Source organism: Stenotrophomonas sp. 22385 (genome assembly GCF_052045085.1).
Classification (GTDB): domain Bacteria; phylum Pseudomonadota; class Gammaproteobacteria; order Xanthomonadales; family Xanthomonadaceae; genus Stenotrophomonas.
The window spans coordinates 40,755-59,878 of record NZ_JBQEOG010000008.1; the positions used below are offsets into that span (position 1 = coordinate 40,755).

Genomic DNA, 19,124 nt, shown 5'->3' on the forward strand with positions numbered 1-19,124 from the left:
TGATGTGGAAATCGAGGTGATGACGTCATTACAGAAACGCGACATCGCAGTGACAAAAGCATCATGTATGCGTCACCAACATGACGCCTCCACCACAAGCGGAGGTCCTCCTCAATGCAGAACCGCCTCAGCGGCAAACACGTTGCCTTCATCGCAGGCCAGGGCGTGGAGCATTCGCACCTGGCCAAGCCCATGCAGGAGTTGCGACGGATGGGCGCGCAGATCAGCGTCATCGCATCCAGTCCCGATGTCCTGGTCACCGACACGAAGGAAACCTACAAGGTGGACAAGGCAGTGGCCGTTGCCGATCCCGAGGATTACCACGCGGTGGTGGTCAGTGGCGGCGCGGAGATCGCAACGCTGAAGCCGGTGCTCGAGTTCCTGCGCACGTTCGAGAAGTCCGGCAAGCCGGTCGGCGCGACCAGCCAGGGGGTGCCGGTGCTGATCGCTGCCGAACTGATGAAGGATCGCCAGGCCACGTCCGACCCCAGGCACCAGGCACTGGTGGATGCAGCGGGCGGGACATGGAGGGATTGCGAGGTGGTCGTCGACGATCTGGTCATCACCACGCGACACACCAAGGATCTACCGGCGTTCAGCCAGGCGCTGGCGAAAGCGCTGCTGGACTGACGAGCGGTTGCAGTAAGGGTACGCGGTACCGGGAGCGGTGCCCGGTATCGCGTATTTCTGCGCGGTGATCGAAAGCCGCGCATCCAGAGCAGACCTGCGGCCCGTCACATCGTTATCTGCGCAATGTCTCCCCCGTCATTGCAGGGGGCGATGGGGCGGGCCACCTGCGCCGCAGCTACCTACCAACGGAGATGATCCTGATGTCACCTGTCGGGACCTTGATCGAGAATGTAACGCGGGTATCGGGGCTGGGCGACAAGGCCGGAACGCTCATTGGCGTGCTTGCCGGCTTCATGTTCGCCGAGCCGGGAGGCTTCATGGCGTTTCGGGACAGGTTCTGCGCCATTGGCCTTGGCGACGTGTTCGATTCCTGGATGGGGGGCCATCCGAACATGCGTTACACCAACGGCAACGAAATGAGGCACGCCTTGGGCGTAGCCGATATGCGAGTCATTGCGGAAAGAACCGGGCTGCCGGAATCCGTGCTTGCCGGGGTCATGGCTGCAGCCGTTCCGCAGCTGGTTCGGGCGGTAACCCCCGGCGGCAGGCTGCCGACGGCCATGCCCGCCGACCTGGAGCCCTTGGCCCGCACATGCGCGCAGGCGGAGCCTGCGGCGGTGCAGGATCGTGATGCGGCGCCGGCCAGGAACATCCGCCGATGGCGCTGGCTGTTGCCGCTGTTGCCGCTGTCGCTGCTGGCCTATTGCGGGTGGCAGGGGAGTACGGCCGATTCAGCCGATGCGGCATTGAAGGACACCCGCCACGCCTCGCCTGGATAGGACCCGTCGGTAGGGACAGGTCCTGGCGCTCAGGACCCGAGTTCCAGCACCATGCGGACCAGCCCGGGCGTCCCCTGCGGATGCGGTACTGCCTTGAAGCCCAGCGACGCGGCCAATTGCTTCATGGGCTCGTTCACTTCCAGCACGTCGCCATACAGACGATCCAGGTACTTGCCACGGCCCCACTTCACCAGCTTGCGCATCAACTGCCGTCCCAGGCCCTGACCCACCAGGAAGCGGCTGATCAGGATGGCGTACTCCGCTTCGCGGGTGCCGGGATTGATGGATGCGCGGGCAATCGCCCCCACCACCGCATCACCGGCCGCCAGATTCTCGGCCGCTACCAGCGTGATCTCGGTCTTGACGTTGGGATGGGTCAGCCGATAGGCCGCCTCGTCTGAAAGCACATCAACGGACTGCGTCAGCCGATCACGGACTTCTTCCGGCCCGAACAGACTGAACGCCTCCTTCAGGGGCGGACCGTCTTCGGGACGGATGGGACGGATCAGCAGCTCATGGCCGCTGGGAGCCTTGAAAATTTCGTGCCAGGGCGGCATGCGGTTACGGGTAGCCATACCGGTGGTTCCTTGGTGGTCTTCGGATTCTCGCATCCCGGGGGGCGCATTCCGTGAACGAAACACTCACGCCGTTCAGCGGGCGGTCGTGGCGTTACTCGGCCTGCTTGAGCCACTGCAGGCGGGTACTGGCACCCGCTTCGCCCAGGTACTGCTTCAGCGCAGGCATGGCCGGGGCCAGCACCTGGTCGAACTGCCAGGGCGGGTTGAGCAACAGCATGCCACTGCCATTGAGCCGAAGGGGAGAGTCATCGGGCCGAACCAGTAGTTCTACTGTAAGCACCGACTTCACCGGCAGCGCACAGGCCTTGCGCAGGAAGTGCAGGATGGTGCGGCGCTGCTTGATCGGGAACCAGATGGCGAAGCTGGCCTGCGGCCAGCGCGCCAGGATCTCGCTGACCGAGGCGAGGATGCGTTGGTACTCGGCATCCTGCCCCTCGTAGGGGGGGTCGATCAGGACCAGGCCCCGGCCGATTTTCACCCCATTGGCCTTCGGCGGCAGCAGTGCCCTGTTCTGGGCGTAGCCGTCGGCGTGAAGCACGGCCACCCGGCTGTCGTGGGCGAACAGGGTCTTGAGCGAGGCGGCTTCGGCATCCTGCAGTTCGCACACCGCCATGCGGTCCTGCGCGCGCAGGGTCTGTGCGCTGAGCAGTGGCGAACCGGGGTAGCTGATCATCGCGCCGACCGGATTGTCGGCCTGCACCGCCTTGAGGTAGCGCTCGACCACCGCCGGCAGGCTGGGCTGGGCCATCAGCCGCATCACCCCGTCCTCGGCCTCCAGGGTCTTGCGGCTCTCCTCGCTGGCCAGCAGGTAGCGGCCGGCGCCGCCATGGGTGTCCAGCACGAAGAACGGGCTGTCCTTGCGCTTGAAGGTGTCGAGCAGGGCAAGCTGGACGATATGCTTGAGCACATCGGCGTGGTTGCCGGCATGGAAGGCGTGGCGGTAATTCATCGGCGCAGTGTACGGGGCGGCGGCCCCAGCGGCTATGCTGCGTGCATGAACCGCCCCCTGCACAACGTACTGGTCGTCGAAGACGAAGCCGCCATCGCCGATACCGTGCTCTACGCGCTGCGCAGCGAAGGCTACGGGGCGCGCCATTGCCTGCTGGGCGGGCACGCGCTGCAGCTGCTGCGCCAGGAACCGGTGGACGTGGTAGTGCTGGACGTTGGGCTGCCTGACATGAGCGGTTTCGAGGTGTGCCGCACGCTGCGCACCTTCAGCGACGTGCCGGTGATCTTCCTTACCGCCCGCAACGACGAGTTCGACCGGGTGCTGGGCCTGGAACTCGGTGCTGACGACTACGTGGCCAAGCCGTTCTCGCCACGCGAGCTGGTGGCGCGGGTGCGGGCGCGGTTGCGCCGCGCGTCGGCACCGGGCGCCACCGAGCCGGGCTGGCAGCAGCACGGCAGTTTCGCGATCGATCGCGAGGGTCGCCGCATCCGTTTTGGCGAGCGGCTGCTTGATCTGACCCGCTACGAATACGCGCTGATGGCCGCGCTGCTGCAGCGCCCCGGTGCGATCCTCAGCCGGGCCCAGCTGATGGATCGCGGCTGGGACACCGACGCCGACAGCGCCGATCGCACCGTGGATACCCACGTCAAGACCCTGCGCGCCAAGCTGCGTGCCGCCGGGGCAGATCCCGACCCGATCCGCACCCATCGCGGCGTGGGTTACGCGCTGGAGGTGTAGCGTGCGGCTGGGCCTCAAACTGTTCCTGGGCTTTTTCCTGATCGTGGGCATCGCCGCATTCTTCGTGATGCGGGTCTTCGTCAATGAAGTGAAGCCCGGGGTGCGCCAGGCGATGGAGTCCACGCTGGTGGATGCGGCCAATGTGCTGGCGGAAATGGCAGCCGCCGACCTCAAGGCCGGCCAGATCCGCACGGGCCCGTTCGTGGCCAACCTGGCCCGGGCGCAGCGGCGCGATCCCAAGGCGATGGTGTGGCGCTTTCCGAAGCGCAGTCTCGACTACCGCGTGACCATCACCGATGCGCGCGGCATCGTGGTGTACGACTCCACCGGGCAGGACATCGGCCGCGACAACTCGCGCTGGAACGATGTCTACCGCACCCTGCGCGGTGAGTATGGCGCGCGCTCCAGCCCGGAAACCCCCGGCGATGAGGTGCATTCGGTGATGCACGTGGCCGCGCCGATCCATGACCCGGCCGATCCGACCAGGTTGATCGGCGTGCTCAGCCTGGCCCAGCCCAACCGCAGCATCGATCCGTTCATCGCCGCCAGCCAGCGCGCCATCCTGCAGCGTGGGGCCTGGTTGATCGGGCTGTCGGCGCTGGTCGGGCTGCTGATGACCGCCTGGCTCATGCACGGCGTGAACCGGCTCAACCGCTACGCCAGGGCGGTCAGTGCCGGTGAGCCGGTACCACCGCCCAAGCCGCGCCGCGACGAGATCGGGGACCTGGGCCAGGCGCTGGAGACCATGCGCCGCAAGCTGGAAGGCAAGGCCTATGTAGAGCAGTACGTACAATCGCTGACCCATGAAATGAAGAGCCCCCTGGCGGCGATCCGCGGCGCGGCCGAGCTGCTTCAGGAGCCGCTGCCCGATGCCGACCGGGTCCATTTCGCGCGAAGCATCCAGGGCCAGGAACAGCGCCTGACTGAAACCATCGACAAGCTGCTGGCGCTGGCCGAAGTGGAACAGCACGGCTGGCTGCAGAAGCGCGAACGCATCGCGCTGGCACCGCTGCTGCAGGCCGCCGCCGATGCGGTGGCGGTGCGCGCGCAGGCCGCTGCGGTCGCGGTGGACATCGAAGTGGCCGACGGCCTGGAGATCCAGGGCGACGCGTATCTGCTGCGGCAGGCCCTGAACAATCTGCTGGAGAACGCAGTGGCATTCTCCAGCCCGGGCAGCCGGATCCAGCTCGGCGCATCGCGCGAGGGCGACGGCGTGGTGCTGCGCGTGGCCGACCGTGGCAGCGGGGTGCCGGAATACGCGCTGGGACGGGTGTTTGAACGTTTTTATTCGCTGGCGCGGCCGGCCACCGGCCAGCGAAGCTCCGGGTTGGGGCTGTCGTTCGTGCAGGAGGTGGCGCGCCTGCACGGCGGCCGGGCAGAGTTGTGCAACCGCGAAGGCGGTGGGGCCATGGCGTCACTTCACATCCGCTTCAAATAGAGCACAAACCCCGCACACCGGCCGTGCTGAAGCTGGCACCCTTCCCAACCGAGGACGGGTGATGAAATCCCTGAAGATGCTGTTGCGGTTCGCCATCGTGGGCGGACTGATCCTGTTGCTGCTGATTCCGCTGATGATGATCAAGGGCGTGATCAGCGAACGCGAGGCGTACCGCGACCAGGCTTACCTGCGCGTGGCGCAGAGCCGGGCCGGCGCGCAGACCCTGACCGGGCCGATCCGGGTGGTGCCGTGGACCGACACCCGCCAGGTCGAAGTGATCGACGCGGCAGGTACCAAGAAGATCGAAACGCAGGTCGAGCAGAGCTACTGGCTGCAGATGCCGTCGAAGCTGGTGGTCGATGGCGGCATGCAGCCGGACGAACGCCGGGTCGGGCTGTTCCGCGTCCCGGTCTATACCTGGAAGGCAACGGTCAGCGCCGAGTTCAGCGACGACGACTATCCAGTGAAGGCGGGGCGGGTGTACGGGACACCGTACCTGGCCGTGGGTATTGCGGATGTGCGCGGCCTGGTCGGCTCGCCCGACCTGAAGGTGGACGGCGAGGCGCTTACCCTGCAACCCGGCATCGGAGATGTCACCGGCATCGGCAAGGGCCTGCACGTGCCGCTGCAGGGCTTTGCCGAGAGCAGCGGCGGCATGCTCGCGTCCAGCAAGGTCGAGCTGTCACTGGTGCTGGATGGAACGCGCTCGCTGGCGGTGGTGCCGGTAGGCGATGACAGCCGCATCGCGATCCGCTCGCCCTGGCCGCACCCGCTGTTCGGTGGCAGCTTCCTGCCCAACGAACGCAAGGTGGGCGAGAAGGGGTTCGATGCGGAATGGGCAGTGTCCTCGCTGGCGTCCGAAGCGCAGCGCCAGCTGCGCGACAACCGCGACGTGGAGCCGGAAACGGTAAGCGTGGAGCTGGTCAATCCGGTCGACATCTACACCCAGGCCGACCGCGCCAGCAAATACGGCATCCTGTTCATCGTACTCACCTTCGTGGGCTTCATCCTGTTCGAACTGATCAAGCGCCTGCGCATCCACCCGCTGCAGTACCTGATGGTCGGCCTGGCGCTGGCGATCTTCTTCCTGCTGCTGCTGAGCCTGTCCGAGCACATCCCGTTCTGGGTCGCATACGTGGTGTCGGCGGTTGCCTGTATCGGACTGCAGGCGGTGTATCTGTCCGGTGTGCTGCGCAGCTGGGTGCGTGGCCTGGGCTTCGCCGGCATGCTCACCGTGTTGTATGGCGCGCTGTATGGACTGCTGGTGTCGGAGAACAACGCGTTGCTGATGGGCTCGCTGCTGCTGTTCGCGGTGCTGGCCACGGCGATGTGGATCACCCGCCGGATTGATTGGTACGAGCTGGGCGCAGGCCTGCGGTAACACGCCGGCTGCATCGCACGCAGTGTCGTGTTCGGCGTTGCCCGGGCCGGCATGGCACAGGCTGTGCAATGGCATGGGTGGTTTTTGTGGATGATCAGGGTAGGGTCCGGTCGGTAGTCGCCGGCTTACAGGACCATGACCAACCTGACCCCACCACGTGTTGCCGGCGATGTTGATCGTCCATTCCGGCGCCTGCCGGACCGGCAGGGTTCATGGAGGGTGGCCACCCCGGCGCCGGTGTCGGTAGACAACGGTGCGCGGGTTGCTCCCGCCCGCACCCAGTGGCTGTCAGGCGTGCCGCAGCAGGAACTGGACGCGCTGTCGGCGGCATTGCGGAAGGGGCCGTTGGATGCGCACTTCTTTCTGACCCTGGAGCCCGGTTTCCACCGTACCGTGTTGGCCTCCCCCATGGCGCAGCCATTGGTGGATGACGCCTTGGGACATCTGCTTCCAGCAGGACTGACGCGGGCACAACGCGCCGCGTGGCGCACCTGCCTGACCGGGCTGCTGACCCTGCCGCGGGTCGCCTGGGAGGTCGAGTGCGTCGGTCTGCGTGGGCAGTTGTCGGCCGCGGTGGCCCGGCGCAATGCGCTGCTCGCGGCGGTGCGCGAGGCCCTGTATCGGCCCGTGGACATGCCGCGCCGCGCTTGGGACGCCGCGCTGGCGGCGCGGCCGACCGCGAGCATGGACTGTCGGACGGTAGCCTGCGCGCTGCAGCGCACCCCGACGGCAACACAGCGTGCGCGCGTGCTGCAGCAGCTGCGAGGTTGGCTGCCGGGGCTGCCGCAGGCTGAAGTCGAAAGCGCGTTGGCACGTGCGACGGCACTGGCAGCCCGCGATGGCACCGCCATTGATGTACGTACAGCACTGCCGGCACTGTTCAACGCGCTGGATGAAGACCGCTGCGCGCGGGTGTCCGACGCCCAGCGGGCCGATATTCTCGGCCACTTGGAAAGGCTCGCTGGCGGCGCTGTCGAACCGTTGCTGCGCACCGGCGGCGGGGACGGCGACGATCTGGGGCAGTGGTTGTTGTCGGTGGCAGACCGCGCCGGTCGCTGGGATCCACCAGCACCGGGCCTGCGCCAGGCCGTGGCCGAGGCATTGCTGTTCGCGGCATCGGTGAGCACTGGCATGCAGGCGCTCTGCGCCCGGGGAGTGTCAGTCGCATGCGCTGCGCAGGATAGTGTGTGGAGTCCGATCACACCCGGACATCTTCCCGCCGTGGTCGGCCCAGCCGTGCGATCCGGCAGCGGGGGAATGTTGCCTTCGGTCGCCTCGGCTGCGCCGCCGCGCGGCGGGCGCGGCCTGCTGGCGTTGGCGGGTGGATTGGTGGGGAGCGGTCTGGCGCTGGCCGCCTCCGGCTGGCATTGGATATCCGCGCCAGCCGACACCGGCACCGCAACGCCAGGCGACTGCACCCGGGCAGCCATCGCGCTGCTCGACACGCTGGTGACGGTCGACGGCACGGCCACCGTGTGGCGTTCGATGTGGGAGCAGGTCCAGGCAGCGCCAGGCGACGATCCAGAAACCCTGGCAGCAGCGGTCAGCGCCACATTGCTTGCCAACGACGTCGCCCGCGAGGTGGCCCTGCTGTTCGATCCGCATAGCGGGGCGGGGCCATCAAATACGTCGTCCTTCGCGACACGGCAGCGCCGTGCGGTGGCCGTGCCGCCGACGCTGCAACCACATGAGGTCCTCGACCTGCATGCGGCGAGCCTGCGGTTGGCAAGGGCTGCACGGCAGGCGCCGCCGCCTGCCGCCGCGTTCGATGCAATAGTGCTCGGCCAGGGCGACCCCTCACTGCTGGCCGCGGTCCGGACCCGGATGCTCGCCTGGCTGCGGTCCAGCGGGGAGAACGCTACCGTCCAGCATGCAGCACTGCGGGCGGCCTGGCGCGACCTGGTGCTTTCCGACCAGGCGCTGCAACAGGTACGCGATGAGTTGCCCCAGCTCGACCGGCATCTGGCCCGGTCCGTGGCGTCGGACATCCGCAACGTCACTGGACAATGGTTGGATCCCGGCCAGATCTATCTCAACACCTTCGCGCAGAGCGAAACGCGTGCAACGTGGGAGGCCAGGCAATTCCGCGCGCCAGGCGCGGCGTTCCGTCGCCCGGGGCACCGTGTGTCGCCTGACATGCGCGTGCGAAGCGAACTGGTGAGCGCGCATACGCTGGTTGGCGCCGCACTGTTGCCGCAGGAGGCCGATGTCGAGCGTTCCGGGCTGTACTACAACGCGGCGCAGGAGATCTATTTTCCTGAGCAGGAATGCGCGACGCTCACGTTGCCCAGTTCAACCAGGCGGTGGCCGGGCGCGATTACCTGACGGCTTTCGCAGCGCACTATCGTGCTTTCGCCGCCGGGGACGCAGCCGGGCAGGCCACGGCCGTGCGCAACCGGTACATGGACGCGATCTCGCGTCGGCTGTCGGCGACGGCGGTGCTGCTCGAGGCCGTCGGCCAGCTGGGCGTCCAGGAAATAGCCCTTGTGGCGGACCTGCTGATGCAAGGGCCCGGGCAGCAGGCTGGAACGGATCCAGGCCGCCCTGCAGGGGCGTCCCACGGGCGCGTCCACGTACGGCTGCTGACGGGTACGGTCGATGGGGGTGCTCCGGTGACACTCCACGGCGTCCTGCTGGTCCATGCCGCGCGATCTCCTGACGATGGCCGGTCGCCGGTGCTGGTATTGAGCCCATCGCGGACACCTGCGCTGCAACCGTTCGTTTCGGCGGAGGCCGCGTTGTGCCAGCTGACCACGGAGGTGGCGCGGCGCCTGTCCGAATGGGTACCGGCTGGAGAGCACGCGCAGTGGCGACAGGGCGCGGTGCCGATCGAACAGGGGGACGTCATCGAGGGCGATTTCCGCGCCGTGCTGTTCCGGCAGGCGTTGCAGTTGCGTATGGCCCAGCTGGATGAGCGCAGGGACCGTCCGGCGCCGGCCCGGCGACACGCCTTCAACGCGCTGGAGCGCGAGCTGGCGCAGCTGCACCTGCCGGTGTCGATGCCGGTGATGGCCGCTGCCGCCGAGTTGGCGGCACGCGATCCCGTAGCGCTGGCCGGCAGTGATCGGGTGCACTGGTCAGCGCGGTTGCCACCCGGCGGACCAGGAACCCTGCGCAATGCCGGGGTCGACGATGCACGCTGGCTGCATGCCCTCGCGGCCGGGCGCGGGCTCCTGGACGCACGCTATCCCCGCCTGGCAGCGTTCATCGAGCAGCGCCTTGACCAGGAAATCCTGCGCCGACACCAGGTGGTGCTGAGCAGCCGGAGCTGCTACATCGTCGAATTCAATGGCGGTGTGCCCAGCCCTCAGACCCGCAGCGGGTGGGTGCACAGTACGCTGCAACGGGTGCGTTCGGCGAGCTTCGCTTACCTTGCGATGACGCGCGGCGATGCTTTCATCGACCGCAATGCCACCTTCATGGGCCTTTACACCACGCCCGAAAGCGTGGTGTTCGATGAGAACAACGAGGTGGCCGACCTGGAGGCGAGCCAGCTGCTGGCGATTGTCCGGGAGCTGGATCTGCAGCGCGAGTATCTGCAGGCGCTGGACGCGTTCTGGACGACCCAGCAGAGCGAACTGCTGTCGGTGGTCCGCGGCTCGTACCTGTTTTCCTGTTGGCAGCAGTATGCAGAAGGTTCCCTGTCGAGCCGGGGCCTGCAGCTGGCGTTGGCAGGCTTCGGTCAACTCGACGCCGCCAGGGCGCAGGATTCTGCGCATGCATTGCAGCCTGTCGGCGGCGCACGCGCAGGCTGGCTGCAGATTCATGGCGTGAGTTCCACAATGCTGCATCTGTCCGATGCCCGGGGGCCGGAGGTGGTCCTTTACTGGGCCAGTGATGCGCACCGCTTCCACGAATTTGCCCATGACGCTGCGATGATGCGCTGGCTCGAGCAGACCGCGGCACAGGAGGACGGCCGCGCCGGGATCGAAGCGGCCTTCGACCTTGCCGACCTCCAGCAGGGCTGGTTTTCGGACGGCGTGCACCGTTCGCTCGGCGGCGGTGCCGTGGCCATGTTCGGCAGTGGGCCACTGAGTTCGCCGATCACCGGGGATCCGTCGCTGGCATTGGTCCACAGGCTGCGTGACCGGTCGCGCCGCGATGCAATCACGCTGTTGACCTCGCCCTGGGAGTCGTTCCGGCACCGCTGGATTGAACGCCTGGCGCGCTTCAACGAGGCTGCGGGGATCGCCAGTCTGGTCATGCCGACACTGCTGCCCGTGGTGTTCATGGGCTCGGCGGCGGAATTCGCGCTGGGCCTGGATGAGGCGCTCGACGCGCACACCGACCAGGCGCGGCGGGCGGGTGCCGTGGCAGCGGCCAGCGGCCTGCTCGGGGTGGTGCTCTCCGCGCCGTTGGGTACCGCACGCGTCGCCTCGCTTGCCGCAAGCGACGGGGCGCGCCTGCAGCCCGCAGTGCAGGCGCCGCTGCTGGATGGTGCGAGCGACCCGCTGGAGCACGTTGCAGAACGTTTTGCACAGCCGGTGGAAGTGGCCGGCCCACGCGCGGCCGATAACGGCGTGCACCATCACCTGGGCAAGCAGTACATCGAACAGGCCGGCAGAACCTACGAGGTGTTCTTCGATCATCCCCACGGCACCTGGCGGCTGCGGCACCCGGCGGGCGGCTTCCATCATCAGCCGGTGCGGTTGAACGCAGCGGGATGGTGGGAGCCGCACAGCGACGTCGGGCTGCGCGGTGGTGCGCCGAACCGGGCCGGGCCTGCGGGGTCGGCCGAAGGACGCTATCGGGGCGCCCTGGCCGCCCGCGAAGACCAGCTGCGGGGAGCCCCGCTGAGCAGTGGCGCATTGGACTTCAAATGGGGAAAGGACCACTGGCAGCGGGTGGTGCTGCCCGAGACGGTGGGCGATGCGGCGTCGGTGGAGCGGATGAAGGCGCTGTTCGTGTCCGGCGACCTGGACCCGGTACAGCAGGGGGCGTTGTCGGTGGTGATCGCGAGGCTGGACAACCTGCTGCGCTCGGAGCGCCACATACGCTCCGCTGCCGCGCTGCAGAAGACGATCGAGGAGGCCGGCGGCCACTTCGTTCCGGCTTCCCAGGTACTGCTCGCCGACGGCGGCGCAGGCATGTGCACGGCGCTGTCGCGCATCATGGCGGTGGCGCTGGCCCAGGGGGAGGAGACGCAGCTGCTGGACCAGCTGCGCCGTGCCATCCACCGTCCCGCAAGTGCGTTGGCAGCAAATGTGCGTGAGGTACTGCGCGATGCACAGGGGGCGGGCCTGCTGCCCGGCTCGCTGTCGGCCCCGTCGCTGATCGGCATTACAGAGTTGGCCAGGCTGCTGGCCACCACCTCCGGGAGCGCCGAGTTCATCCTCAGTGGTTCACGCCACAGCATGGCCTGCGCCGTGCGTGTTGCCGACAACGGGGAACGGCTGCTTTTTTTCTTCGACCCGAACAAGGGGTTCTTTTCACATTCCAACGCAGTGCGCTTCGACCAGACGCTCACCCACCTGCTCACATCGCGCTATCTCAGCAGGCTCGACAGCCCGGTGGCGACGCAGCGCGTCCAGGAGACACTGGCGGAACTGTATGGTGGTTTCGAGGGTACTGATGAAACGGTCAAGTTCCACCTCCGTCAAGTGAACACAGGACGCCTCCACGCACAGGCCGCAATCCGAGGCTGGACATCCCTTTTCGAGCATGTTCCGTGAGGTTGCGCACCACCCCACGATTGCCGCACGGTCGCAATCGGCATCGCGCACTGCCCTGTCCGCCAGTGACCACGGGGGCGGGGTTGCATTGACGTGCTATCAGGCTAGGGTACCGCCTGTCGTCTGCCCACAGGACCACGGTGAACCCGATTCTTCCTGCCTCCGACCCGGTCGTGCGCGAGCCTCGACAATCGATACCCGGCGCTGATCTGCGCAGCGCAGCGGCGCCATCACTGCAGCAGATCCAGAACAGGTGTCCGGCGGTGCAGGGATGTGCTCTGTGGCTGTCGGATGTGCCGCAGCGGGAACTGGATGCACTGGCGGCCGCATTGCGCCGCGGGCCGCTGGATGCGCATTTTTTCCTGTCGCTTGCGCCAACCTTCCACCGCACGGCGTTGGCCGGGCCCATGGCACAGCCGCTGGTGGACGATGCCCTGGCGCGCCTGTTGCCACGAGGCTTGCCACGTGCGCAGGTTGCTGCGTGGCGCCAATGCCTGGCTGGACTGCTGGTTCTGCCGCGCGCGGCCTGGGAAGTTGCCTGCATGCCGATGCGCGCACACCTGACCCATGCCGCTGCGATGACCAATACCTTGTTGCGCGCGATGCGCGATGCACTGTATCGACCGCATGACCTGTCCGTCAGCGAGTGGAATGCACTGTTGGACGAGCAGCGCAGCCGCGGCGTGCACGATTGCCGCGAGGTGGCGCGGAGCCTGCAGGTCGGGTCGGGTGCTGCGCGATGCGCGATGGCCCGGGAGCAGGTGGCGTGCTGGGTCCCCGGCCTCGCGGTCGATCGGCTGGAGCGTGCTATTTCAGAAATGGCCGCCGTGGCCGATCGGGATGCGGCGTGCATTGATCCGCGCATGGCCTTGCCCGCGCTCTTCGATGCCGTGGATGCCGAACACCGCGCAGTGATATCGGACGCCGGGCGGGCGGCGGTGCTGTCGTCACTGGAGACGCTGGCAGGCGCTTCGGCCGCACCGCTGTTGGCGACCTCTGGCGGCCCCGGTGATGCCTTGGCTCAACGGCTGTTGGCGGTTGCCCACCGTGCCGCACCTGGTCCCGGTCGACTGCCGGGGTGTGCCCAGGCGCTGGGTGAAGCGCTCCTGTACGCATTGTCTGTGATACCCGGCCTGCGGACGCTGAGCACCGGGCCGCGGGCGGCGCGTGGCGTGGCCGCTCCCGGCCCTTGCGGCGCCGCTGCAGTGCCGCTGCTGCAGCCACCCGGCGCCACCGCGGCCGCGACATCGGGCGCAGCGTCGCACGGCGGTCGTGGCCTGCTGGCGCTGGCGGCGGGGTTGGTAGGCGGTGGCGCAGGCCTGGTGGCCCTGGGCTGGCGCTGGGCGGCGGGCCAGCTCCCCCGCGATCCGCTGCCTCTGGAAGTGCAGGACGCAACCCGGCTGCTCGACAGTGTCATCGCACGCGACGGCGGGGAGTCTCTGTGGCATGCGATCTGGCAGTGTGTGCAGGGTCCACGACGGGAGCGCCCGGAGGTGCTGGTGTCTGCCATCGGCGACCAGCTTCAGGCGAACCAGATCGGCGGTGCGGTGGTGGCAACGCTCGGTGTGGGTGCTGGCAGCGACGAAACCCCAGCCCCACCCCGGATGCGCCGCGCTGCGGAAACCATGCTGGTGCCGCCGGCCGACCATGCAGGGCAGCGGCGGCACGAACAGCTGCAGCATGCCAGTGCAGTGTTGATCGAGGCCGCGCTCCGCGCCCCGGAGCCCGCCGCGCTGCCGTTCTCGGGTGGCGGAAACGCGGAGGGTGGCCTGCTGCGCTCGCGACTGCTGACCTGGGTCCAGGCGATGGGTGACAACGCCAGCGCGCAACATGCGCGCCTGCGTGCGGCTACGCGGGATATTGCCGTCTCCGAGCGGCACCTGATGCAGGCGTGGGCTGCGCTACCGCATCTCGATGCCTACCTGGCCGAACAGGTCGCCACCGATCTGCAGTCGGTTACCGGGCACTCCATCGATCCGTCGAAGATCCGGCTGAATACCTTCCAGGTCAGCGAAACCTGGAAAGCGTGGGAAGCGCGCCAGCTGCGGCCTCCCCGCACCGTGCTGTACCCCCGTGTGGGCCAGGAGGCGCTGCACCAGCGTGTCCGCAGCGGCCTGCTCAGCTCGCGCACCCTGGCAAGCGCCGCGTTGTCGAGCGTCCCGCCCGATCCGGAGTTCGCGGGGCTGTATTACCGGGGTACGCCGGATACCTATTTTCCGGCCCAGGAGTGCCGGGAACTGACCTTGGCGCAGTTCACCGATACCGTCGCGGGACGGGACTACATGGCCGGGTTCCGACGCCGGTTCGACGACGTGGTGGAAGCGGCTTGGCACGGTCAACCCAGTACAGCCTCGCAGCACTATCTGGCTGCGGTGAGTCGCCGCCTTTCCGGTGCCGCAACGCTGTTGAATGCCGCCGGCCGGCTGAGCGATGACGCCCTTGCGCTGGTACAGGTCCTGGTCGATTTCCCGGCGCGGTTTGACATGGTCGAGCCCGCCAATGGCCGTGCGCTGGCGATGCCGGGGCGGCAGATCGAAGTGCACGCATTGGCGGCCAATGCCAGCGGCCGCATGGTGCCGCTGCACGGGATACTGCTGGTTTCAGCGGCGGACGTGGCGGCGCCGGTGACGTCGCAGGTGCTGCTCATCAGCGACAACCGCTTCCCCGCGGTGGAGGCATTCCCGTCCCGCCGCGCCGCACTGCAGCGGCTGGCCACGGAAGTGCGCCAGCAACTCCCGCTGCGGGTGGCAGTCAACGAGCATGCGCTATGGCAGCGCGGGCACCTGCCGGTGGTGCCCGCGCACATGCTCGACGGCGATTTTCGCTGGACGTTGTTCAGGCATTCTCTCGATCTGCGCCATGCGCAGCTGCGCCCGCCCGCACCACGCAGCCCGGACCGTGTGCGTCGCCACTTCAACGGGCTGGAGCGGCTGCTGACGTCGGCCCGGACACCGGTGCCGCTCCCGCTACTGGCCGCCGCGGCAGAGCTGGCTACCCTGACGCCGGCAGATATCGCAGCTCGGGGCGCTGCGCACTGGCTGGCCCGGTTTCCGGCCGACACCCCGGGAGCGCTGCGTAACCTGGGCATGGAGGGGGCGCGTTGGTTGCATGCGCTTACTGCCGGGCGCAGTCTGCTTGCAGGCAGCTTTCCGAGCCTGGGCCATTTCGTGCGGCAGTGCCTGGAGGGTGAAATCCTGCAGCGCTACGGCACCGCCGTTGACAGCGAAGGGGCCTACGTCGTGCTCTTCAGCGCGGGCACCGCCAGCAACCAGACGGCCAGCGGCTGGCGCCATACGCACGCCCAGCGCCAGTCCGCCATCACATTCGCCGAATGTGCCATGTCCCGCGGGCAGGGCCTGGACGATGTCCCGATGGAACGACTGGGGCTGTATCGCAGCGACAACGCAGACTTCTTCGATGAAGGCAACGAAGTGGCCGACCTGCTGCCGGCGCAGCTGCTGGCGGTCGTGCGCGGGCTGGATGTACAGAGTGCCTACCTGGCAAGACTCGAGGCGTTCTGGAGGCGGCATGAAGACCGGGTACGGACGATCCTGCGCGGGAACTACCTGCATTCGTGCTGGCAACTGTATGCGGCGGGCTCGTTGTCGCTGCGCGGCACGCAGCTGGCACTGGGCCTGTTCGGCGACATGGATGCCCGGCAGTCGCAGGATCCGGCCTACACCCCGACGCCCCGCAATGGTACGCAGGCGGGGTGGTTGAACATCCACGGCACGGCCTCGACCCTGTTGCACATCAGTGACGCGCAGGGGCCCGAAGTGCTGCTGTTCGTGCCGCACCGTGGCGGCCGGTTCCATGAATTCTCAAGTGATGCGGATCTGATGGGATGGGTGCAACGGCTGGCCGCCAGCAACACGGGGCAGGCGTGGCTGGAATCGGCATTCGATCTGGCCGATCTCCAGGACGGTTGGGTCTCCAATGGTGTGCATTCGGCGCTGGGCGGTGGCGCACGCGCGATGTTCCATGATGGACGCCTGACCAGCCCCATCGAGGGTGAGGCGTCGGTCGCGCTGGTGCGCCGATTCCGCGAGCGTTCGCGGCGCGACGCGCAGACGCTGATGACCTCGCCATGGGAAGCGTTCCGGCAACGCTGGATGCCGCGCCTGGAGCAGCTCGAAGACGCGGTGGGCCTGGCCAGCGTGTTCATTCCGGCGCTGCTGCCCGTGGTGGCGGTCGGCGGGCTCGTCGAGCTCGGTGTGGGCGTGCACGAGGCAGTCACGGGCCAGACGCAGGAGGCACGTGAGGCTGGCGCCCGCACAGCGGCCGTCGGGGTGCTGGGCCTGGCGCTGTCCGCGCCGCTGGGCACTGCGCGGATGGCCGCGCTTGCGGACCATGAAGGCGCCCGCCTGGTCCCGGCACTGCAGGTCCCGGTGTTGCCGCAGGGCCCCGATCCGCTGCGGCAGCTGGCCGAACGCTACTCGCAGCCGGTGAGCCTGAGCGGAATCCGTGCGGCCGATAATGGAGTGGTCCACAACGCGGGCCGCGACTACATCGAGCAGGGAGGGCACACCTACGAGGTCAGCGTGGATCGCGCGCAGCGTACCTGGCGGCTGCGCGACCCCCGGCCTGACAGCGCCGCGCATCTGCCGGTGCGGTTGAACGCCGACGGCCTGTGGGAACCACACGCGCCGTTGGGGCTGCGTGGGGGCGCACCCGAGGCGGTTGTGGGCCAGGTGCCCATGCGCAGGTCCTCGCTGAACCTGGCCTACCGCAACGCCCTGAACCTGCATCTGGAGCGGCTGCGGTCGCCCTCCCGGGATGCCGCCGCAGCGGACTTTGAATGGGGGCGCGAGCACTGGCAGCGGGTCGTGGCGCCTTCGTCGATCCACGACGGAAGCAGCGTGGCGCGGATGAAGGAGCTGTTCGTTTCGGGCGTTCTCGATCCGGTCCAGCTGGGCGCCCTGTCGGCCATCATCGAACGGCTGGAAAGCACCTTGCGCGCCGAGCAGTACGCCATGATGGAAGTCCTGGTGGCCCGCGAGGTCAGTGCGGCCGGAGGACGATTCTATCCGGCCTCGCAGGGCCTGCTGGGCGAAGCCAGCGGCTCGGCGGCGGGGATGTGCACGGGCTTGTCGCGGATCATGGCCGTGGCCCTGGCACGTGGTGAGGAGGCCGTGGTACTCGACAATCTCCGCCATGCCATCGCTGCACCGCTGGACGCCCGGTCAGCGGCCATCTTCGCCGCCGTGCGCGATGCGCAGGGGGCGGCCCTGGAACGCGGCACCATGTCCTCGACCTCGCTGATCGCCACCTCGCAGTTGCCGCGGTTCCTGATGGGCGTGGCCGACAACGCCGAGTTCATTCTCAGTGGCAGCCAACACAGCATGGTGTGCGCCGCACGAACATCCGCAAACGGCCAACGGCTGTTGATGATCTTTGACCCCAACAGCGGCTTGAACGTCTGCGCAAGCGAAGCCTGCTTTGCCCGGTTGGTGAACGCGCTTTTCAGTTCGCGGGTATTTGCCCATGTGCTTGGGGCCGACGACGGGGCGTTGCCGCAGACGTTGGCTGAACTGTATGGGCGTTTTCCACGCCAGGCAGCACCGGGTTCCAGTTCCACCTGCGGCAGGTCAACGCCCCGCGGCTGCAGGCGCAGGCCCAGGCCCGCGGCTGGCAGCGGCTGCTCGAGCCGCTGCCGGCCGCGGGCGGCGATGGCTAGATGACGACATGGCCGGGCGGGCTCAGGCGTTCGAGCAGGGTCAGTATCTGGGCATCATCCAATGTACCGCAGCCAGTGGTGGCCTGGGGCTTGAAGCAGGCATCGAAAATGGCATGGCGTTCGCCCACGCGCGCGCCGTCGGCATGCAGGCGCTCGACTTCGTCGCGGAATCCGGCGTCGCGCTGCATGAGTTCCTGGGAGAGGTGGACCGACCCGCCCGTTTCGGAGATCAACTGAAAATGGCGGTCCGGGTCGTCAGTGACGGCGTTGGACGCAAAAAGCACGCCCTCGAGCTTGCGGAACTTGTCGAAGCTGGCGGTGTTGATCGCATCCAGGGTGGCATTCTGCGCGTGCGTTGCCAGCGTGGAGCAGTGCACGCCGCGCTGCCCGCCCCAGCGGGTGAAACGGGCAGGGCCTGCGGTCAACACGCCGCCGGGCGCGACCTCCAGCGTGGCGGGCATTGGCAGCAGCGGCAGGTTGTCCACGTCGGACCATACCCCGCCCTTGCGTGCCAGCAGTTCGGTCTTGATCACGTCCGCAGCGGCGGCTGCATGCGCGCGGCTGCCCGTGCATGCGGCCTGGAACTGCCGGTAGCGCGGCGTCTGCTGGAACGCCTGGAACCAGCCCTCGGCGGTCAGCGCTTTCACTTTCACGCCGGAGTCGCGCAGCAGCGCATGGATGCCTGCGGCATCCGCCGGCGTGTCGGCCATCATGTGCAACCGCGATCGCCACGCCGGATTGGATTCTGCAATGGCGGTGACGGTCTGCAGATGCCGGGCGAACGCGCTGGCCGATCCCTGCCAGTACATGTGAATCTTGTTCGGCACCGGTAACGGCGAGGGGCGGTTGGCCACGCTCAGCAGGCCGGTCGCGCATGCGCCAGCGCCCGGGCCGGGGATGGCGGGTGTGTTGGCCGCTACCGGCCGTTCCGTGCCCGGCGCCGCCGACGGGGTGCGCCCGGTCGGCGAGCTGCGGGTGATGGGGGTCAGCGGGGCATCCATCGGTGACTCCGGCAGGGGTGAACCGCCATTGCTACCGAAGCCGCCCCGCCTGTGCAACGTGCAGCTGCCATGTCGGCGGGGCGTTGGCCGGGCATGCGCACGCCTTTCCTGCCAAGCATCTCCCCGTGCCTGCGGCGCATGGCAAGCCGGGAAAGCGTGACGCGCATGCCTGCCTTGATTGATGGGGTGATGTTGCAAGCAGTTTTTCGATTCAGACAATCACTGGATGTGATCCAGATATGCGACGCAGAGCCATTCTGCCCGGCGATGGACGCGGCAAT

General features: G+C 67.9%; 11 protein-coding genes. 8 read left to right on the forward strand and 3 right to left on the reverse strand.

Annotated features, from left to right (window positions below; all coding sequences use genetic code 11):
• Positions 1-114: 114 nt before the first annotated feature.
• Together ACTJI4_RS14675 and ACTJI4_RS14680 are read left to right on the forward strand one after the other, a co-directional pair.
• Positions 115-630, forward strand: coding sequence for a DJ-1/PfpI family protein (locus tag ACTJI4_RS14675; protein ID WP_440869780.1), 516 nt, complete (start codon positions 115-117; stop codon positions 628-630).
• 191 nt (positions 631-821) lie between these two features.
• Positions 822-1,409: a YidB family protein gene (locus ACTJI4_RS14680; RefSeq protein ID WP_440869781.1), complete on the forward strand. Its 588-nt coding sequence runs from the start codon at positions 822-824 to the stop codon at positions 1,407-1,409.
• Between the two features lie 29 nt (positions 1,410-1,438).
• Here the strand turns inward: ACTJI4_RS14680 and ACTJI4_RS14685 are convergent, their stop codons facing one another.
• Together ACTJI4_RS14685 and ACTJI4_RS14690 are read right to left on the reverse strand one after the other, a co-directional pair.
• Positions 1,439-1,984, reverse strand: coding sequence for an N-acetyltransferase family protein (locus ACTJI4_RS14685; RefSeq protein WP_440869782.1), 546 nt, complete (start codon positions 1,982-1,984; stop codon positions 1,439-1,441).
• A gap of 94 nt (positions 1,985-2,078) precedes the next feature.
• Positions 2,079-2,936, reverse strand: coding sequence for a 23S rRNA (adenine(2030)-N(6))-methyltransferase RlmJ (locus ACTJI4_RS14690; RefSeq protein WP_392915888.1), 858 nt, complete (start codon positions 2,934-2,936; stop codon positions 2,079-2,081).
• A 45-nt stretch (positions 2,937-2,981) separates the two neighbouring features.
• On the opposite strand from ACTJI4_RS14690, the gene creB reads away from it, so the two are divergent.
• The 6 genes from creB (at position 2,982) to ACTJI4_RS14720 (ending at position 17,846) form a co-directional block, all read left to right on the forward strand.
• Positions 2,982-3,674, forward strand: a complete 693-nt coding sequence (gene creB, locus ACTJI4_RS14695) for a two-component system response regulator CreB (RefSeq protein WP_440869783.1) — start codon at positions 2,982-2,984, stop codon at positions 3,672-3,674.
• Position 3,675: 1 nt separating this feature from the next.
• Positions 3,676-5,112 (forward strand): two-component system sensor histidine kinase CreC, encoded by a 1,437-nt coding sequence (gene creC / locus ACTJI4_RS14700; RefSeq protein ID WP_440869784.1) that lies wholly within the window; start codon positions 3,676-3,678, stop codon positions 5,110-5,112.
• A 61-nt stretch (positions 5,113-5,173) separates the two neighbouring features.
• Positions 5,174-6,493, forward strand: a complete 1,320-nt coding sequence (creD, locus tag ACTJI4_RS14705; RefSeq protein ID WP_392915896.1) for a cell envelope integrity protein CreD — start codon at positions 5,174-5,176, stop codon at positions 6,491-6,493.
• A 135-nt stretch (positions 6,494-6,628) separates the two neighbouring features.
• A complete protein-coding gene (locus tag ACTJI4_RS14710; protein ID WP_440869785.1) occupies positions 6,629-8,818 on the forward strand; it encodes a hypothetical protein in 2,190 nt (729 codons plus the stop codon).
• Complete coding sequence (locus ACTJI4_RS14715) at positions 8,761-12,165, forward strand: dermonecrotic toxin domain-containing protein (RefSeq protein ID WP_440869786.1); 3,405 nt, start codon at positions 8,761-8,763, stop codon at positions 12,163-12,165. Before ACTJI4_RS14710 ends, ACTJI4_RS14715 begins: the two co-directional genes overlap by 58 nt.
• A gap of 263 nt (positions 12,166-12,428) precedes the next feature.
• The gene (locus tag ACTJI4_RS14720) at positions 12,429-17,846 is read left to right on the forward strand and encodes a dermonecrotic toxin domain-containing protein (protein WP_440869787.1); all 5,418 of its coding nucleotides are present in this window, start codon (positions 12,429-12,431) and stop codon (positions 17,844-17,846) included.
• On the opposite strand, the gene ACTJI4_RS14725 is transcribed toward ACTJI4_RS14720, so the two are convergent.
• A complete protein-coding gene (locus ACTJI4_RS14725) occupies positions 17,839-18,843 on the reverse strand; it encodes a hypothetical protein (RefSeq protein WP_440869788.1) in 1,005 nt (334 codons plus the stop codon). The genes ACTJI4_RS14720 and ACTJI4_RS14725 overlap by 8 nt on opposite strands.
• Positions 18,844-19,124 lie beyond the last annotated feature (281 nt).

Bases quoted from the DNA above. Each gene is read 5' to 3' on its own strand.
- ACTJI4_RS14675 (WP_440869780.1), top strand. From the start codon at position 115: ATGCAGAACCGCCTCAGCGGCAAACACGTTGCCTTCATCGCAGGCCAG.
- ACTJI4_RS14680 (WP_440869781.1), top strand. From the start codon at position 822: ATGATCCTGATGTCACCTGTCGGGACCTTGATCGAGAATGTAACGCGG.
- ACTJI4_RS14685 (WP_440869782.1), bottom strand. From the start codon at position 1,984: ATGGCTACCCGTAACCGCATGCCGCCCTGGCACGAAATTTTCAAGGCT.
- ACTJI4_RS14690 (WP_392915888.1), bottom strand. From the start codon at position 2,936: ATGAATTACCGCCACGCCTTCCATGCCGGCAACCACGCCGATGTGCTC.
- creB (WP_440869783.1), top strand. From the start codon at position 2,982: ATGAACCGCCCCCTGCACAACGTACTGGTCGTCGAAGACGAAGCCGCC.
- creD (WP_392915896.1), top strand. From the start codon at position 5,174: ATGAAATCCCTGAAGATGCTGTTGCGGTTCGCCATCGTGGGCGGACTG.
- ACTJI4_RS14710 (WP_440869785.1), top strand. From the start codon at position 6,629: ATGACCAACCTGACCCCACCACGTGTTGCCGGCGATGTTGATCGTCCA.
- ACTJI4_RS14715 (WP_440869786.1), top strand. From the start codon at position 8,761: ATGCGCGACGCTCACGTTGCCCAGTTCAACCAGGCGGTGGCCGGGCGC.
- ACTJI4_RS14725 (WP_440869788.1), bottom strand. From the start codon at position 18,843: ATGGATGCCCCGCTGACCCCCATCACCCGCAGCTCGCCGACCGGGCGC.